General features: G+C 63.9%; 12 protein-coding genes. 4 read left to right on the top strand and 8 right to left on the bottom strand.

Features of this window, described 5'->3' with window-relative positions; all coding sequences use genetic code 11:
• Positions 1-40 precede the first annotated feature (40 nt).
• Positions 41-1,621, bottom strand: a complete 1,581-nt coding sequence (locus A3CW_RS46465) for an alkaline phosphatase family protein (protein WP_051481495.1) — start codon at positions 1,619-1,621, stop codon at positions 41-43.
• A gap of 99 nt (positions 1,622-1,720) precedes the next feature.
• Here A3CW_RS46465 and A3CW_RS50575 point away from each other — a divergent pair, with 99 nt between their 5' ends.
• Complete coding sequence (locus A3CW_RS50575; protein WP_028204524.1) at positions 1,721-2,530, top strand: IclR family transcriptional regulator domain-containing protein; 810 nt, start codon at positions 1,721-1,723, stop codon at positions 2,528-2,530.
• Positions 2,531-2,539: 9 nt separating this feature from the next.
• On the opposite strand, the gene A3CW_RS0116270 is transcribed toward A3CW_RS50575, so the two are convergent.
• A complete protein-coding gene (locus A3CW_RS0116270; RefSeq protein ID WP_028204525.1) occupies positions 2,540-3,625 on the bottom strand; it encodes an aromatic acid exporter family protein in 1,086 nt (361 codons plus the stop codon).
• 325 nt (positions 3,626-3,950) lie between these two features.
• Between A3CW_RS0116270 and A3CW_RS46470 the strand changes: the two genes are divergently transcribed.
• Complete coding sequence (locus tag A3CW_RS46470) at positions 3,951-4,961, top strand: glycosyltransferase family 2 protein (RefSeq protein ID WP_035513076.1); 1,011 nt, start codon at positions 3,951-3,953, stop codon at positions 4,959-4,961.
• Between the two features lie 8 nt (positions 4,962-4,969).
• On the opposite strand, the gene A3CW_RS0116280 is transcribed toward A3CW_RS46470, so the two are convergent.
• The 4 genes from A3CW_RS0116280 to A3CW_RS0116295 form a co-directional block, all read right to left on the bottom strand.
• Positions 4,970-6,391, bottom strand: a complete 1,422-nt coding sequence (locus A3CW_RS0116280; RefSeq protein ID WP_211254063.1) for an MmgE/PrpD family protein — start codon at positions 6,389-6,391, stop codon at positions 4,970-4,972.
• 107 nt (positions 6,392-6,498) lie between these two features.
• Positions 6,499-7,182 (bottom strand): MmgE/PrpD family protein, encoded by a 684-nt coding sequence (locus A3CW_RS0116285; protein WP_028204527.1) that lies wholly within the window; start codon positions 7,180-7,182, stop codon positions 6,499-6,501.
• Positions 7,175-8,533 carry an MmgE/PrpD family protein gene (locus A3CW_RS0116290; RefSeq protein ID WP_035513077.1) on the bottom strand — a complete coding sequence of 453 codons (1,359 nt, stop codon included), beginning with the start codon at positions 8,531-8,533 and terminating at the stop codon, positions 7,175-7,177. Before A3CW_RS0116290 ends, A3CW_RS0116285 begins: the two co-directional genes overlap by 8 nt.
• Complete coding sequence (locus A3CW_RS0116295) at positions 8,530-9,942, bottom strand: MFS transporter (protein ID WP_051481496.1); 1,413 nt, start codon at positions 9,940-9,942, stop codon at positions 8,530-8,532. Before A3CW_RS0116295 ends, A3CW_RS0116290 begins: the two co-directional genes overlap by 4 nt.
• A 211-nt stretch (positions 9,943-10,153) precedes the next feature.
• Between A3CW_RS0116295 and A3CW_RS0116300 the strand changes: the two genes are divergently transcribed.
• Together A3CW_RS0116300 and argG are read left to right on the top strand one after the other, a co-directional pair.
• Positions 10,154-10,837 (top strand): GntR family transcriptional regulator, encoded by a 684-nt coding sequence (locus A3CW_RS0116300; RefSeq protein WP_028204530.1) that lies wholly within the window; start codon positions 10,154-10,156, stop codon positions 10,835-10,837.
• A gap of 161 nt (positions 10,838-10,998) precedes the next feature.
• Positions 10,999-12,333: an argininosuccinate synthase gene (gene argG / locus A3CW_RS0116305; protein WP_028204531.1), complete on the top strand. Its 1,335-nt coding sequence runs from the start codon at positions 10,999-11,001 to the stop codon at positions 12,331-12,333.
• Between the two features lie 235 nt (positions 12,334-12,568).
• Here argG and A3CW_RS0116310 read toward each other — a convergent pair whose 3' ends face one another.
• Both A3CW_RS0116310 and A3CW_RS0116315 read right to left on the bottom strand, forming a co-directional pair.
• Positions 12,569-13,858, bottom strand: coding sequence for a hypothetical protein (locus A3CW_RS0116310; protein WP_154677956.1), 1,290 nt, complete (start codon positions 13,856-13,858; stop codon positions 12,569-12,571).
• A gap of 82 nt (positions 13,859-13,940) precedes the next feature.
• A partial coding sequence (locus A3CW_RS0116315; RefSeq protein WP_028204533.1) for a DUF2345 domain-containing protein occupies positions 13,941-15,920 on the bottom strand: 1,980 nt, incomplete at its 5' end.

Consider the following 15,920-nt stretch of genomic DNA (forward strand, 5'->3'; position numbering starts at 1 on the left):
CGGCGCTACCGCTGCGGGGGCCGGGGGCCCCGTGCGGCCGCTACCAGTCGCCAAGCAGAATGCCGCCCTTCTCCGAGACTTCCGTCCAGCGCTCGACGAAGCGCGCGGGCGCCGTCTGTCGCAAGGTGCGATGGCGCAGCCAGTCGAACAGGCGCTCGTGCATGAGTGCGCGCACGCTTGCGTGCGCGGCTTCGCGGCCGAGGTCGGTCAGTTCGTCCGGGTCTTCGGCGAGATCGAACAGTTGCGGCGCGAAACCGTCGTAATGGATGTATTTCCAGCGGCCGTCGAACACCATGAAGCAGCGGCAGCCGTCCAGCTCCCGGCCAAGCTGCGTGCGCGTGCGCGTACGGAACGAGTAGTCGAACTCGCTGAACACGGCGTCGCGCCACGCCACGTCCTTCATGCCGTGCAAAAGCGGCTGCAACGAACGTCCTTCGACGATATGGCCCGGAACCTCCACGCCGGCGGCTTCGAGGAACGTGGGCAGCAGGTCGATCGCCTCGACGAGCCGGCGCTCGACCGTGCCACGCGTGGCGTCGGCTGCGGGGCGCGGATCGACCACGATGAGCGGCACACGCGCGGCCGCGTCGTGAAAGAGTTCCTTTTCGCCGAGCCAATGGTCGCCCAGATAGTCGCCGTGGTCGCTCGTGAACACGATCATCGTGTCCTGCTCGCGGCCGCTCACGCGCAGGAACGCGAACAGGCGGCCGAGGTGATCGTCGATCTGCTTCACGAGCCCCATGTAAGTGGGAACGACCGTCTTGCGCACTTCCTCGCGCGAGAAGCTCACGCTCTCGTCGTGCTTCATGAAGGCTTCGTAGACGGGATGGGGACGTTCGCGCTCGTCGAGCGTGCGCGCGGCAGGCTTCACGTCCTCGGGGCCGTACATGTCGTGGTAGGGCGCGGGCGCCATATACGGCCAATGCGGCTTGATGAGACTCAGGTGCAGGCACCACGGCGCGTCGCCCTGCTCGCGGATGAACGTCATCGCGCGATCGATCATGTATGGCGTTTCCGAATGCTCCTCGCGAATGCGTGCGGGCTGCGCCGCGTGGCGCATCTTCCAGCCGCTCAGAATTTCGCCGCCGGGACCTTGCGCCGAATTTGCATAGTCGTGCCAGGGATTGTCGCCCTCGTAGCCCTTGCTGCGCAGATAATCGCAATACGGCGTTTCCACGCGCGCGCCGAACAGGCCCGGGTGAATGCCGTCGTCGCGGTCGAAGGGCTCGAAACCGCACTCCTCCACCAGCGTCGCGCCCGGCGACTCCTGCGTCATGCCGAGGCGCTGCATGCCGGCCTTGTCGGCCACCATGTGTGTTTTACCCGCAAGCGCGACGCGCATGCCGCGCGCTCGCAGATAGTCGCCGAGCGTCAACTCGCCAACGGGCAGCGGCACGAAATTCCAGTACGCTCGGTGGCTCGCCACGTAACGGCCCGTGTAGTACGACATGCGCGACGGCCCGCAAACGGGGCTTTGCACGTACGCGCGCTCGAAGCGCACGCCGCGCCGCGCGAGCGCATCGATATGCGGCGTTCGCAGCGTCGGATGCCCATAGCAGGACAGGTAGTCCCAGCGCAGTTGATCGCACATGACGAACAGAATGTTCTTCACTGTCTCCATCTTTGTCTCCTTCTGATGGACGCAGCGTAGTTCAGCCCAGGTGCGCGACCCAGCGATTTCTGCGAAGATTTCACCGAGTGAAACGCAGCGGAATCGGCCATGTGGTCCCCCAAAGTCAAGACCATCGACGCCCTCGAACGGGGCCTCACCACGCTCAAGACCTTGCAGGAACTGCAGGCCGCGAGCCTGCACGACCTGCATCTGCACACGGGCATTCCCAAGGCCACGCTGCTGCGCATTCTTCTGACGCTGGAGCGCCAGGGGCTGATCTGGCAGCGCCTGGCCGATGGGCTCTTTCGCCCGAGCTATACGCTGCAGGCGCGCGCGCGGCGGCTCGACCGCGTGGACCATCTGATCGAATGCGCGGTGACGGAACTCGACGAGTTGCAGGGCCGTATCCTCTGGCCTTCGGATCTCGCCGTGCGGCGCGGCACGACCATGGCGCTATGCGAGTCGAACCGCACGCGCTCTTACTTCGTCGTCAATCGCGACAAGCTCGGGTATGAAATCAACATGCTGCGCTCCGCGGTCGGGCGCGCATACCTGGCGTTCTGCCCCGACGAGGAACGCGAGTCCATCCTCGAAGCCTTGCGCACCGGCCAGCGCCCGGGCGACGAGCGCGCGCACGATCGCCGCTACCTCAGGCAGTTGCTCGATGAAACGCGGCGGATCGGCTATGGCGCACGCGAAACGAGCTTCGGCGGCGCATACGACAAATCGCGCGCGCAATACAACGACGGCCTGTCCGCGCTCGCGGTGCCGATCGCGGCGCCCGACGGCTCGGTGGCCGCGTGCATCAACATCGTGTGGATCGAGCGGCTCTTCAAGGTGGAGGAAATGGCCGCACGCCATCTGGGCGATCTGCAGGCCGCCGCCGCGCGGATCGCCGGGAAGATCCGCGAGGAATGAGCGCGGCGATCACGCTTTGCGCAAGTGTTCGGTATGCATGTCGCTCAAACGGCTCAGCAGGATGCCGTAGCCGGTCAAATGCCCAAGATAGACGCTCGTGAACACGCCCGTTGCGGGCAGCGCTTCGACAAGCGCATGCAGTTCCTCGCGAGTCAGCGGCTCCACGAGCAGACCTGGGCGTTCCACCCGCAGGTCGGCCTGTGAAGCCAGTTGCCGGTGCACGTCCACGAGGCGCGCGAAGCCGCGCCGGTATGCCTCTTTCCATTGCGCATCGAGCGCCTCGTATTGCGCGTTGAACGTGTCGAGCGTTTCGAGGAAGCCGACGATCGAGTCGAACAGCTCGTGGTAGCACGAAAACAGCGGCAGGCGATCGCGATTGCGCTTCAGATGCGCCGACACCCACGACTGCTCCAGGTCCGACTTGAGGAGATCGTGCGCCTGCTTCAGATTGCTGCTCGACACCCGCAGCGCGGCCGTCGCCGATTTCAGTTTCGCGCGGTCCAGCGTTTTCGTGGCAACCTCGGTGAGCAAGGCCTCGGCCTGTGCGTTGCCGTCGTTCACGAGCGTATTTGCCCAGAAGCCGTGATCGGGCGGAAAAGCAATCTGCTGGATGAGGAAACCGAGCAGCATGCCGAGCACCACGCCGATCAGCCGTTGCTCGAGCAACGGTATGTGCTCGCCCGTGTAGAGCACGAGCGTCATCGGCACGGTGATGCTCGTCATCTGGAACACCGAAGGCCGGATGCGCACGATCGTGAAGATCACGAGCGGCAGCAGGATCACGCCCAGCCACAGGTGCGGCGCGGTCAGCCAGATCAGGAGCGTGCCGATCGGCATCGCGACGAGGTTCGACATCACGCGCTTGTAGAAGTACCCGCGCGCCGCCGAGATGGAACTGCCGAGCGCGAGCGTGAGCATGGCCGAGCCGGAGAGCGCGACGGCCGCCTCGGGATAGCCGCATGCGTACGGCACGCCGAAGCCGATCCACATGCCGAGCGTGAGTTTCGTGTATTTCGCGAGTTCGGAGAGGGAGAAGCGTGCGAGCGCACGGCGAAACGGCGTGAGCGGTTTGTGGGCGTAGGAGATGGAGGCCATGGGTGCCGGCGGTCGTTTCGGGCGGAGCGCCAATGTTAACGCGAATGACCTGACTGTTCCGGCACTCAGTCCGCCCTCGACGCCTTCCCGATTATTTTGCGGCCCGGATTTTCTTTCCGATTCATCAGATCAAACATCGGCATTTTGTGCGGATGCCCGCCGGCGGGGGCTCTGCGGGCCGCGCTGCGCAAAACGCATTCCTTGCGAATTATTTTCAATTTCTTTCGCGTTTTGTTCATTTACCGTCATGTGCAACGGATGAAGTTCGTATTACGAACCCGCCTTTGCGAACGTCTCCGTATCCCTCAAGCACTGGGGTCTGCCCATGACGACAACAACGAAGGTCTCCATTTGCCTGCCGACGTACAACCGGCCTGAACTGCTCGTTCGCTGCATCGAATCGTGCCTCATGCAAACGCATGCGAACATCGAGATCGTGATCGGCGACGACTCGAGCGACGATCGCACGCAGCAACTGATTGCCTCGCGTTACGGCGACGACCCGCGCATCGCCTACCGGCGCAACGCGCCCGCGCTCGGCCAGGCGCCCAACGTGGCCAGCCTCTTCGAGCGGGCGAGCGGAGACAAGATCCTCCTGATCCACGACGACGACTACCTGCTCGTGCACTGTATCGAGAAGCTGCTCGCGCAGTGGCAGCGTTATCCGGATCTGGAAGTGGCGTTCGGCGATCAATACGAAACCGATCACGACGGGCGCATCATGCACGCGGCTAGCGAACGCATGAACATCGCGTATCAGCGCACGGCCAGCGCCGCGGGGCTTCAATACCCGCCGGGCCGCGTGGGCATCGTGCAGATGTTCCCCAACAATGGCTGGCTCGCCGATGCGGCGCTCGTCAAGCGCATCGGCTACGACGACCACTACGGCACCTGCTGCGATTACGTGTTCGGCACGCGCCTGTGCCTCGCGGCAAAACGCGTGTGCTACGTGAACGAATACGTCTCGTGCTATCGCATCACCGACGTTTCGGTATCCCAGGCAACGCGCACGAGCATCAATGCCTCGTCGATTTCAGCGTGGCGCTTTCTCAACGGCCTCGCGCTGCCGCGCGAACTCGAACCGGCTCGCAAGCTCGCCATGCGCCGGCTCGTGCCGATCGTGGTCTCGCTGCTCGCGCGCAATCGCGAGGCGCGCGCCGGGCTGCAGCTCGCGCTCGGCAATCTCTACGCGTACCGGTTCGGCTTCAGCCCGCGCCTCTACTACCACCTGCTGATGATCTGGAAAGCCACGCGGCGGCCCGGCACGGAGTCCGTCGCCCTATTGGGCATGAAGGACGAGCAAGGTGTGGATACTTCCCGAACGCGCATGCCGTAGCGAACGCTTCACGCCGTGAACAGCGGCCGCAGGCCGGCGACGTTCGCGACGTGCTCCAGTGCATTGATCCGCTCGATCAGTTGCGCGGTCTTCTGCTCGCCGAGCACTGGCTCCATGAGATCGCGCGCCTTTTCGTTCACCTGGGCGACGCTCAGCGGGTTCTCTTTCGTGCCGGGTGGAAAGCGCGTGTAGTGGCTCACGGTGCGCCCGTCGGTCAACGTGACTTCTACGATGCCGCCACGGGGCGCGGCCGGGTCGCGCAGCTTCGGGTCGGCAACGACCGTCACCTTCGCGCGTTGCGCCTGGATCTGCGGATCGCGCATGAGCGCGACGTCGTGACTGTCCGCGAACGACACCGTGCCCTTCACGAGCGCCAGCGCGACCATGTGGGCGCAGTTGACGTCGGGCATCGCGCTATCACCGACAATGCCGAGGGCGTCCGGCGGCACCTTCACGACCACCGTGCGGACCTTGTCCGGCGTGAGCTGATATTGCCGCCGCAGGGAGAGCAACGCATCGAGCGGCGATTGAATCGGATAGCCCACCGAATACGTCTTGATCGCCGTTTCCGTCACGAAAAAGCGGCTGCCGAGCTGGTCGATCATCGCCAGCGGCTGCGGCTTCGTGGAAAGCGCGATGAAGAGATTGTGCGTACCGTCGAGCACATCGGTCACGCCGGTCATGCCTGACTGCACCATCGTCGCCGCCATCACGCCGTTGCGCGCGCCCATGCCCGCGAAATCGAAGGCCTTTTCGATGTGGTCGCGATCCTTCACCCAGCTCCACAGCCCCGACACCTGTTGCGCCGCGTAGGAGATTGCATAACGCGTCTGGCGTTTGTCGAGCCGCGTGAGCGCCGCGGCCGCGCCAAGCGCACCGAACGTCGAGGCCGTGCCTTCGGCGCTGCGATGCGATGCGCGCACGAGGTCCGGGCCGAGCGCCATGAGGAGCCGGCACGCCGTGTCGTAACCGAGCGCGACGGCACGTACGAGCGCCGCGCCGGATGCGCCCTGCGCTTCGCCTAGCGCGAGCGCGGCGGGCACCGTAGAGCAGCCGGGGTGCGCCTTCGTGACGGGCTCGAAGTCGTCGGTTTCGTCGGAGTGCGCGCACATGGCGTTGGCGAGCGCGGCGTTCACCGTGCTCGTGCGCAGGTCCGAGTCGACGACCGAGGCCTGCGGCGCGCCGCCGAGCGTGCGCACGTATTGCGTCGCCAGCATGCCGGGACGCATGCGCGAGCCTGAGACCATCGCGCCAAAGGTATCGAGAATGTGGTTCTTGCATTCGACCAGCACGGCGTCGGGCAACGGCTTGTCGCGCGCAGCAACGATGTAGCGCGCAAGCTGCCCGGTGATGTCGGTGTCGTCCGGCGATGACGAGGGTGACGTGTCGTCGGCGGCAAACACATGCTTTGCGCCGACGACGGGCAGCATGCTGCACGCCGCGACGCACTGAAGCATGCGGCGGCGCGAAGGCGAAGGCGTTATTGGCATCGTTATCCGTTCGGCATCCGTATTTACATCGTTTTATCCGGCGCGGCTCATGCGGTAATCGCTCCCGCGTCGAAACGGTAGGCCATCAGCGCGGCCAGCCCGCGCCGTCCGTCTATCGACGCCGCTGCGCTCGTGAAGCCGTGCTTCGCGAGCAAGGCCGCTTCGATGGCGTCGGCGGCCGCCTTGCCGGTTTCCAGCGCACCCATGGCTTCGCCCACGTTGCGCGCAAGCCCCGCGGCCTGCGTGGCGGCGATCCCGAGCGCGTGGCGCGTGCGCAGCGCGTCGAGGCCGAGCAGGCGCGCAGCCGCGAGCGTCGCCCCTACGATGCCGAGCGACGCAGCCACGTTCCAGCGCGCACGAAACGCTTCGTCGTCGACGGCGGCGCCCAGCCGCGCCGAAGCGCGCGTGCCGACCGCGACGGCGGCGGCGATGTCATCGTCGGCGGCTTCGAGAGACTCACCTAATGCAAGCGCCGCCGCCACGGCGGGCGCGGCGGTCGACCCCGCATCCAGCGTGGCGAGCACGGCGCCGAGCTGCCATGCGCGCGAGCGCGCATCGGTGGCCTGCGCAAGCATGGCGCTCAGCGGGCTGGCGTCGCGGGGCTGCGCGGCGCAGCGGCGCGCGTTCGCCACGGCGCTGCGCGCGGCTTCGAGTTCGCGCTCGCCAGGCTTCGCCGCGGCAAGCGCCACGAACGCATCGGCAACGGCGGAATGAGCGGTGGGGTTATGCATGAACCAGATCCTTGTTCGGCGTGCAAAGGGCGAAGAACGCATCGAGACTGGCGGCGCGCTCCACGTTCGCGACGGCAGCGGCAATACGATCCGCCGCGCCCGCGCCAAGCCGCGGGTCGATCAGCAGACGCACCTTGTCGAGCAGTTCGTCGTCGGTCAGGGGCCGCGCGAGACTGCCGCGCGCATGTTCGATGTGATGCGCGACCACGCTGCCGTCGTGAAGCCGCGCTTCGATGTACGCCTCGTCGCGGTTCACGGCGGGGTCGGGCGCGAGCGTCGTCTTCGCGCGCAGCGCCGTCACGTCGTCGCGCGTCACGCGGCTGTCGTCGTATTGCGCGAGGCCCACCTGGCCGTCGCACAGCGCGGCGGCCACACCATGGATCGCGCTGAAGCGCGCCTGCAGGCCGTCACGAGGCTGCGGGTTGCCCATCAATTCCGGCACGAGCGGATGGCAGCGCAGCACGATCGCGTCGATCGAACCGGCATCCGCAATGCGCTCCGCAATCGCGAGGCCGGCATCGATGGCCGGATGCGCGACGATCCCGCACGGATACGGCTTGTAGGTGTTGAATAACAACTCCCAGCGCTCGCCGAAATCGCCGTTCATGCGCTCGAAGTCCACCTTCGTCGAGAGCGATCTCGCGTAACCGCCCGGCGCTTCGAAAATGTCCTCGGCGGCGCGCTGCCCGTGCTGGGCGAGCCGTGCCGCGTCGATGCCGTTGGCAGCCGCCTTGCCGGGATGAAAAGGCTTGGTCATGGTGCCGAAGGCCTCGCGCTGCCCGACGAACATCGAGGCGGCAATCGATACAGCCTCCTTGAGTTGGACTTCGTCGAGGCCGAGCAACAGCGCCGCCGTCACCGCGCAACCCATCACGCCGCACGTGCCCGTGATATGCCAGCCCCGGTCGTAGTGCTCAGGCGAAATCGCCACGCCCACGCGCAATTGCGCCTCGCAGCCCAGCGCAAACGCCGTAAGCGCCTGCGCGCCGGTGGGCCGCGTTTGCGGCGCGAGCGCGGTGAGCACTGCGAGCGTGGCCGCGGCCGGATGGATCACGGTGACGAGATGCGTATCGTCGAAATCGTCGAGGTGGCCGGCGAAGCCGTTCGCCAGCGCGGCGAAATGCACGTCGATGCGCTCCGTACGACCGAGCACGCCCGCCTCATGGGCGGCGCCGAGATCGCGCGCGGTAGCGAGTATCGCCTCCACGCCCGGATGCATGCAGGCGCCGATCGTTGTGCCTGCAACGTTGATGAACGAGCGCTTCGCTTCGTTCAGGACGTCGGCGGGCAAGGGACGCTGTGCCAGCGCATACAAGCCCTGCGCGAATGCGGCGGCGATGGAACCACTCATTGCGACAACTCCTCTAAAGGTACACCGTTGGTTTTCGGCCCCCACACGCCAACCGCCACGACGATCACGACCATGGCCGACGAGATCAGCAGGAACACCGCGGGCACGCCGTAGTGCTTGAGCAGCGCCGCCACCCAGAAGCCGACGAAGATCGAACTCACCCGGCTCCAGCTGAAGACGAACCCCACGGCGCGCGCGCGAATGCGCGTGGGATACAGCTCGGCCTGATAGGTGTGGAAGATGCCGATGAGCCAGTTATTCGCGATCGTCACCGCGCTGCCGAACAGCAGGATCGGCACGGGGTCGCGCACCTGGCCGAACATCACGCCCGCCACGGCCACGACGACGGCGCAGCCCACCAGTTGCCACTTGCGCTGGAAGCGTTCCGCGCACGCCATGGCGCCAATGGCGCCGAGCGGGGTCGTGATGGCGATCACCATGGTGTAGAGCAGCGAATGCGTGATCGTGATGCCCTTCGAGTACAGCAGCACCGGCACCCACGCGCCAAAGCCATACACGCCGAAGGTCTGGCAGAAGTTGAACAGCGACAGCATCACCGTGCGCTTGAAGTAGCGGCCCTGCCACATCTCGATCCACGCGCCGCGCGCCTCCAGCTGGCTCGCAGCCGGGCCTTCGGGCGGCTCGGCGAGCGGCTTGCCGGTTTCGGCGACCACCTTGCGCTCGATCTCGTCGACGATCTGGCGCGCCTCGCTCACGCGCCCCTTGCTCTCGAGCCAGCGCGGCGATTCCGGCAAGCCGTGGCGAATGAACCAGATGAACACCGCGCCGGCCGCGCCGATGATCATCACCCAGCGCCAGCCTTCCATGCCGAGGAACGTGCGTGGCACGAGCGCATAGGAGATGACCGCGACCACGGGCACCGAAGTGAGAATGACGAGGATGCTGAATGCCGTGTAGCGCCCGCGCGCATCGCGCGGCGTGAGCTCGGAGATATAAGTGTCGACAGTGATGAGCTGCATGCCGATGCCCACGCCCGCCACGAAGCGCCAGGCGTCCATGCCCAGCGGCGAATGCTGGAAGGCGGCGATGAAGCTCGCCACGGAGTACGTCAGCATGGCGAACGTGAACACGATGCGCCGCCCGAAGCGGTCGGTGACGCCGCCCAGCGCCACCGTGCCGACGAACATGCCCGCGAAGAACGAGCCGAGAAAGCTGGCGAAGCCGTTCACGTCGAAGAGGCCGGCGGTGGTGGCGCGGTACAGCCCGCTGTGGATGAGGCCCAGCGAAATATAGGCCGCCATGAACATTTCGTAGAACTCGAACCATCCGCCCACCGCGATGCGTGCGACCAGCCCGCGGAAGTACCGCGTGGGCGGCAGCCGGTCGAGCCGCGCCGAGACGCTCGCCTCGACGTGCGTTGAGCCGGCAATCTCAGTTCCCATGTACATGGCGTCTCCTTGCCTGACGGGTAGCCGATTGAATTGTGTTAGTGTCGACAGTTACATTCAGTATATGGCGATTCTTCGTTTCGCACAGTGACATTCTCGCCTTAGTGTATACACTTAAATAGCCGGCCTGCGCCTTCGAAGGCGAAGCCGGTACTGGATTTGTTACAATCGGCGGCGCTGCGCCCGGTCGCGGCGCCTCGGGGGAATGCGCATGGATGAAGATGTCGGCGTGATGGTCGCCCCGGAAACGGGCGAGCAGTCGAGCGTGGCCGAGATCGTCGACTGGGTGGCGCGCGGCATCATCGAAGGCCGGCTGCGTCCCGGCGACGACCTGAATTCGGTCGATCTCGCCAAACGCTTCGGCGTGAGCCGCACGCCCGTGCGCGAGGCGCTTTTCGCGCTCACGCGCGAGGGGCTCGTCGACTGGTCGCCGCGCCGCCGCCCGCGCGTGGCCGCCATGCAGTTGAAGGAAGTGCGCGAGATCTACGCGCTGCGCGCCCTGCTCTACGGTCAGGTGTCGCTCGCGATCGTCGAGCACGCCACGGACGAGGACATCGCCGCGCTGTGGCGCGCGCATGGCAAGCTGGCCGAAGTCGCGGCCAAAGGTGACGTGGACGGCTACTTCTGGGCCAACGTCGCGTTTCGCGACGAGGAACTGCGCGTGAGCCGCAACGGCATCTTCAAGGAGGTGCTGGACTCCATGCGCATGCGCACGAACCGCCTGCGCCACCTGAGCACCTCGCTGCCAGGCCGCTTGCAGCGTTCCTGCACCGACCACCAGCGGCTGTGCGAGGCCTACGCCGAACGCGACGGCGTGCTGGCCGCGGCGCTGAACCGTTCGATCGTGATGGGCGCACTGCATGCGATCGAAGCCGCCTGGGACAGCCTGCGCTGAGCACTTGCCCTCGCTGCGCCCCTTTTTATTAACGCGGATGCCGCGTCGAACCGGGCCTGTGGCCCTCCCCGCCAGGCTTGCCGAAAGGCCGGGGATACAAGATACTTGACGATTCGACCGAATTCCTTCCGTATTCTCGTTCTACCGGGTTCTTTCTCATCATGAGCACAATTCTTGAAAGCCTTCCGACCGGCCAAAAGGTCGGTATCGCCTTCTCCGGCGGCCTCGACACCAGCGCCGCGCTGCACTGGATGAAGCTCAAGGGCGCCGTGCCTTACGCCTATACGGCGAACCTGGGCCAGCCCGACGAAGACGACTACGATTCGATCCCGCGCCGCGCGACCGAATACGGCGCCGCCGGTGCACGCCTGATCGACTGCCGCGCGCAGCTCGTGGCGGAAGGCATCGCCGCCCTGCAGTGCGGCGCGTTCCACATCTCGACGGCCGGCGTGACGTACTTCAATACGACCCCGATTGGCCGCGCTGTGACGGGCACGATGCTCGTGGCGGCGATGAAGGAAGACGGCGTCAACATCTGGGGCGACGGTTCGACCTACAAGGGCAACGACATCGAGCGCTTCTACCGCTATGGCCTGCTCGTCAATCCGGACCTGAAGATCTACAAGCCGTGGCTCGACCAGCAGTTCATCGACGAACTGGGCGGCCGCTCGGAAATGTCGGAGTTCATGCGCCAGTCGGGCTTCGAGTACAAGATGTCGGCTGAGAAGGCCTATTCGACCGACTCGAATCTGCTCGGGGCAACCCACGAAGCGAAGGACCTCGAAAGCCTGGAAAGCGGCATCAAGATCGTGAACCCGATCATGGGCGTGGCGTTCTGGCGCGACGACGTCAAGATCGACCGCGAAGAAGTGACGATCCGCTTCGAGGAAGGCCAGCCGGTCGCGCTGAACGGCCAGACGTTCCCGAACGCCGTGGAACTGCTGCTCGAAGCGAACCGCATCGGCGGCCGCCACGGTCTGGGCATGAGCGACCAGATCGAAAACCGCATCATCGAGGCGAAGAGCCGCGGCATCTACGAAGCCCCGGGTCTGGCGATGCTCTACATCGCCTATGAGCGCCTCGTGACGGGCATCCACAACGAAGACACCATCGAGCAGTACCGCGAGAACGGCCGCCGTCTGGGCCGCCTGCTTTACCAGGGCCGCTGGTTCGACCCGCAAGCCATCATGCTGCGTGAAACGGCCCAGCACTGGGTGGCGCGCGCCATCACCGGCGAAGTGAAGATCGAACTGCGCCGCGGCAACGACTACTCGATCCTCAGCACGAAGTCGGACAACCTCACGTATCAGCCGGAGCGTCTGTCGATGGAGAAGGTCGCCTCGACGTTCTCGCCGCGCGACCGTATCGGCCAGCTGACGATGCGCAACCTCGACATCACCGATACGCGCGAGAAGCTGCGTGTGTACTCGAAGGTCGGCCTGCTCGCGCCGGGCGCCGCTTATACGCTGCCGCAGCTGAACGACGAGAAGAAGTAAGACGTCGTCGCTTCGTGAAGAAAGGGAAGGCACTGCGCCTTCCCTTTTTTATGTCTGCGCGGGTATGAGTCCGGCGTTCGAGTTACCCACAGATTTTGTTGGCAAGGCTGGGGACAACTTGCGCCCAACCGCACCAACCCCCTGTTGCATAAGGGTTTTCGGGCGATGCGTGGGGGCAAGGCTTAGTCGTTTCGTCGCGGATGCTGCGGGGCACGTCGCGCGGGACCCGCGACTGTCAGAGCCCCAGCCATTCCCATGTTGTCCCCTCGTCAACCGGCATGCGCTCTCCCCGGCTGCGGGTCGCAATGCGCGCGAGGTCGTAGCTGTACTGCCAGTCCCGCGTCGCCGTACGCGCAAGCCATCGGCCGCTGCGTGGGCAGGCGGCGCCAGGGTCACACGTGTGCTCGGTGCCTTCGATGAGGTCGGGCGACCATGGCTTGACGGGTGTCGGCGCGCTGCCCGCCCATAGCCACTGCACCGGCCCGTCGATGTTGACATCGGGCAGTTCCTGCATCGGCATCGTCACGCGCCCGGTGGTCGCCACCTCCCCGGCCTTGAATGGCTTGAGCAACAGGCCGCGATGGCCGTTGTCGGTACGCACTGCGCGGTACAAGCCGTCTTCGGAGAAGGTCTGCCCTGGCTTGACCGGTTGCCACGACATCTCTGCTTTGTGCATCGCTTCCCACTGCTCGCGCTCCTGGGGTGTCGAGGGGTAGTCGCGGTCAAACGTGATGCGGGTAGGGTTCTTGTAGTCCGAATGGAAATCGACATAGAGCAGACTGGACCGGATTCCGATGGCTTCCATCCGCATGAATGCGCCCGCATATAAATCGTAGGTGCCGGCAGAGAATTTATCGACCTGGTTCGTCTTGACCTTCAAAACCACGACACTATGCGGGGCAAGATTGACCTCGCCATCGGGAAACTGTGCGGAGTCAACCAAAGTCTGCCCAGCTAGACCAAGGCCGAACTTTGCTGACATGCCGCTCTTCGTGTCACTTACACCCAGGCTATCCTGACCCATTCTGGTGTCCCACCTATCCGGCGTCTTAAACTTGATCGGATACTCGCCACTATTGCTAAATCTGACGGACACCAGAAACCCATCCTTTTCGCGGTCAATTGAAACCAGCGAAAGGTCTAGCTTCACCAACTTTCGCCCATCCTGAACCCCAGCATTCGTGAGCGAGTCAACCAACTGAACTATCTGGGTTACCACAGGACGACTGAAATCCCTGATGTAGCTGCTCCGCATCTCCCCGCCGCATCTCGCACCATAGAGATCAGGAAGCGTTACGTCACTATTCGGGTCCTTGGGGGAACACAGCAACTTCGCAAGCTGCCTGGCATCTTCCAGATTCTGGTTTGAGAGTTTTAACTGATATATACCAACTCCACTGATATTCCGATTTCCATCAGAATCACCAATCTGGACCGTCAGTACATCTCCAGAAACCGAGACTTCATTGTTTCCATATCTATTGATGCTGCCGACGGCGCCGTTTGTCGTATAGGCAAATTGCATCGCTTGACTCCCTATTTTTACCGCTTCTGCATGTGCATAGCTTCCAATCAGAGACAAGCAGATGGCTACATATCTCAACCGTTCAATCCGTGGATTTCGAGAGATAGCCAACCCTCCACAACTTGTTCGTTGCGAGCGAAAACTGCCTCCGCACATACTCCAGGTAATATGGCTTGACAGCCGCCGTAACGCGCCCATTTTCTAATACCGCATTAGCACCATCACCCATGACATTAGCGCCAACGAAGGTTGCGTCGGTTTGCGAATGCCCTTGCCAAACCATTGCACCCGCTTTCGCATCCATCAACGAAAAATCGATCTGCTCCTTATCATCAATATAAGATTCGTGAAGCCAGCCGCCCTGATCGTAATATTCATCGGGAAAGTTGAAATAGTGCCCGCATTCATGTGCCTCGACATTTGCATCCGGGTAATCAAAAATTTTCGTATCTTTTTTATATTTATGCTTCTCTCCCCATGCCCCCGTATCCGCCCGAAGCACGAGCGGGAACAGCTTCAACGATACGTGCGGGTTGAATCCGTCAATCGGCACACCCTTGATCGATACACGCAGATCGACCTTAAAACTAACTTTTACCCGGCAACCGCACGCCGCGCCCCTGGAACAGCCGTCCAGGATCAGCTTGTAACCGCCCTGATTTAGCACCGCCTCGATGCGGCTGATTAACGCCCTGACATCAAACTCAGGCCCAACCGCATCGCGGTAGTCCATCTTTACACCCTGCAACACCATTCCGGGCGTCATTTGTGATTGGGCGGAAAACTCGTATGGAACCGTTGCTTCGTCAGCAGACACCGACGTATCGCGCACGCCTTTCAGATCGACGGGAAACAGGTCCATCGGAACCAGCATCACGCGAACCGTGCAGGTAATCGCCTTGTCTTTCTCGCTGTATGCAAACTCAAAATTTGAATTCCTCGAACCACCGCCCCGATACCACACTGTGCCGTCCGCGCTTTTCCAGGGTGTCCGGTTATTCAACCTACCCCAATACGACCTCGCTTCAACATGCTGCGTTACGTCAACCTTCAGGTCCGAGATGTTCCAGTCGCATGGAACTGCACTCACCAGCTTGATGGGATCAGGCGCAATAAAAGACTGCTGCTGATCGTCAGGGCTACTGAACGTAACCTTTGCCTTCCGCACTCCAGAGTCCACATTCGACGGCTTGCCATCGAATGGCGAGAAGTCGGTCATTTTGCTGCTGGGTGCAGGTGCGATTGCAGGCGCAGGCGGCACCGCTCCCGTATTCGCCAGTCCCTCCCACTGCGCCGGGAGTGGCGCAGATGCGGGCGGTGGCACCACAAACTTCGGATTGGTCCGCCATACCTCGCAGTCGGTCGTGTACGGCACGAACTTCGGCGCGAACGCCGCGCCGCCCAGGTCCATCTGCGCGGGACCGGTGCCCTTCACGCTGGCCGTCCGGTACAGCACCCCGCCACGCGAGCCAATCTCGACGCCTTCCCCGCTGAGCTTCACGTAGGTGCCGCTCACGTTCAGGATGATTTCCTTCGCCGCCTTCACATGAACCACGTCGCTGACCGATTCAATCGTCAAGCCGTTCTGCGCCGCGAACTGCATCTTTCCGCGCTGGGCCTGCGCCACGAAGTCACCCGCCGCCGTAACGAGGCTCAGGCCCTTCTGCGTGAACAGGGACAGCAAGTCACTTGCCGCCACCGTGAACCGCCTGAGCGTGGTGAAGTGAATCCCCTTCTTCGCCGTGCCGATGATCGAGCCGTCGGCGGCAAGCTGCACGCCATCGCCCGACGCCACGGCGACCGGACCAGACCCTGTCAGCAGCACGCCAGGCTTCTCCAGCCCCTTGAGTGCCGCGTTGATGCCCTTCTGTGCGTTGAGGTCGGCGGGCGTGGCCTTCGACGCTTCGGCGGACTGCGCGAGCGTGCTGGCGAATGCCTGGTGGTCCGTGAACTGCGCGTTGGTCTCGTCCATCGCGAGCACCGTGCCGCTGCCGCCCGCCTGGTCGTAGGCCGACACCATCACGCCTTTGCCACCCCGGCTGACCAGGTGCCCCCCGGTACG

The sequence above is a fragment of the Paraburkholderia nodosa DSM 21604 genome, assembly GCF_000519185.1.
In the GTDB taxonomy this organism is placed as follows: Bacteria; Pseudomonadota; Gammaproteobacteria; order Burkholderiales; family Burkholderiaceae; genus Paraburkholderia; species Paraburkholderia nodosa.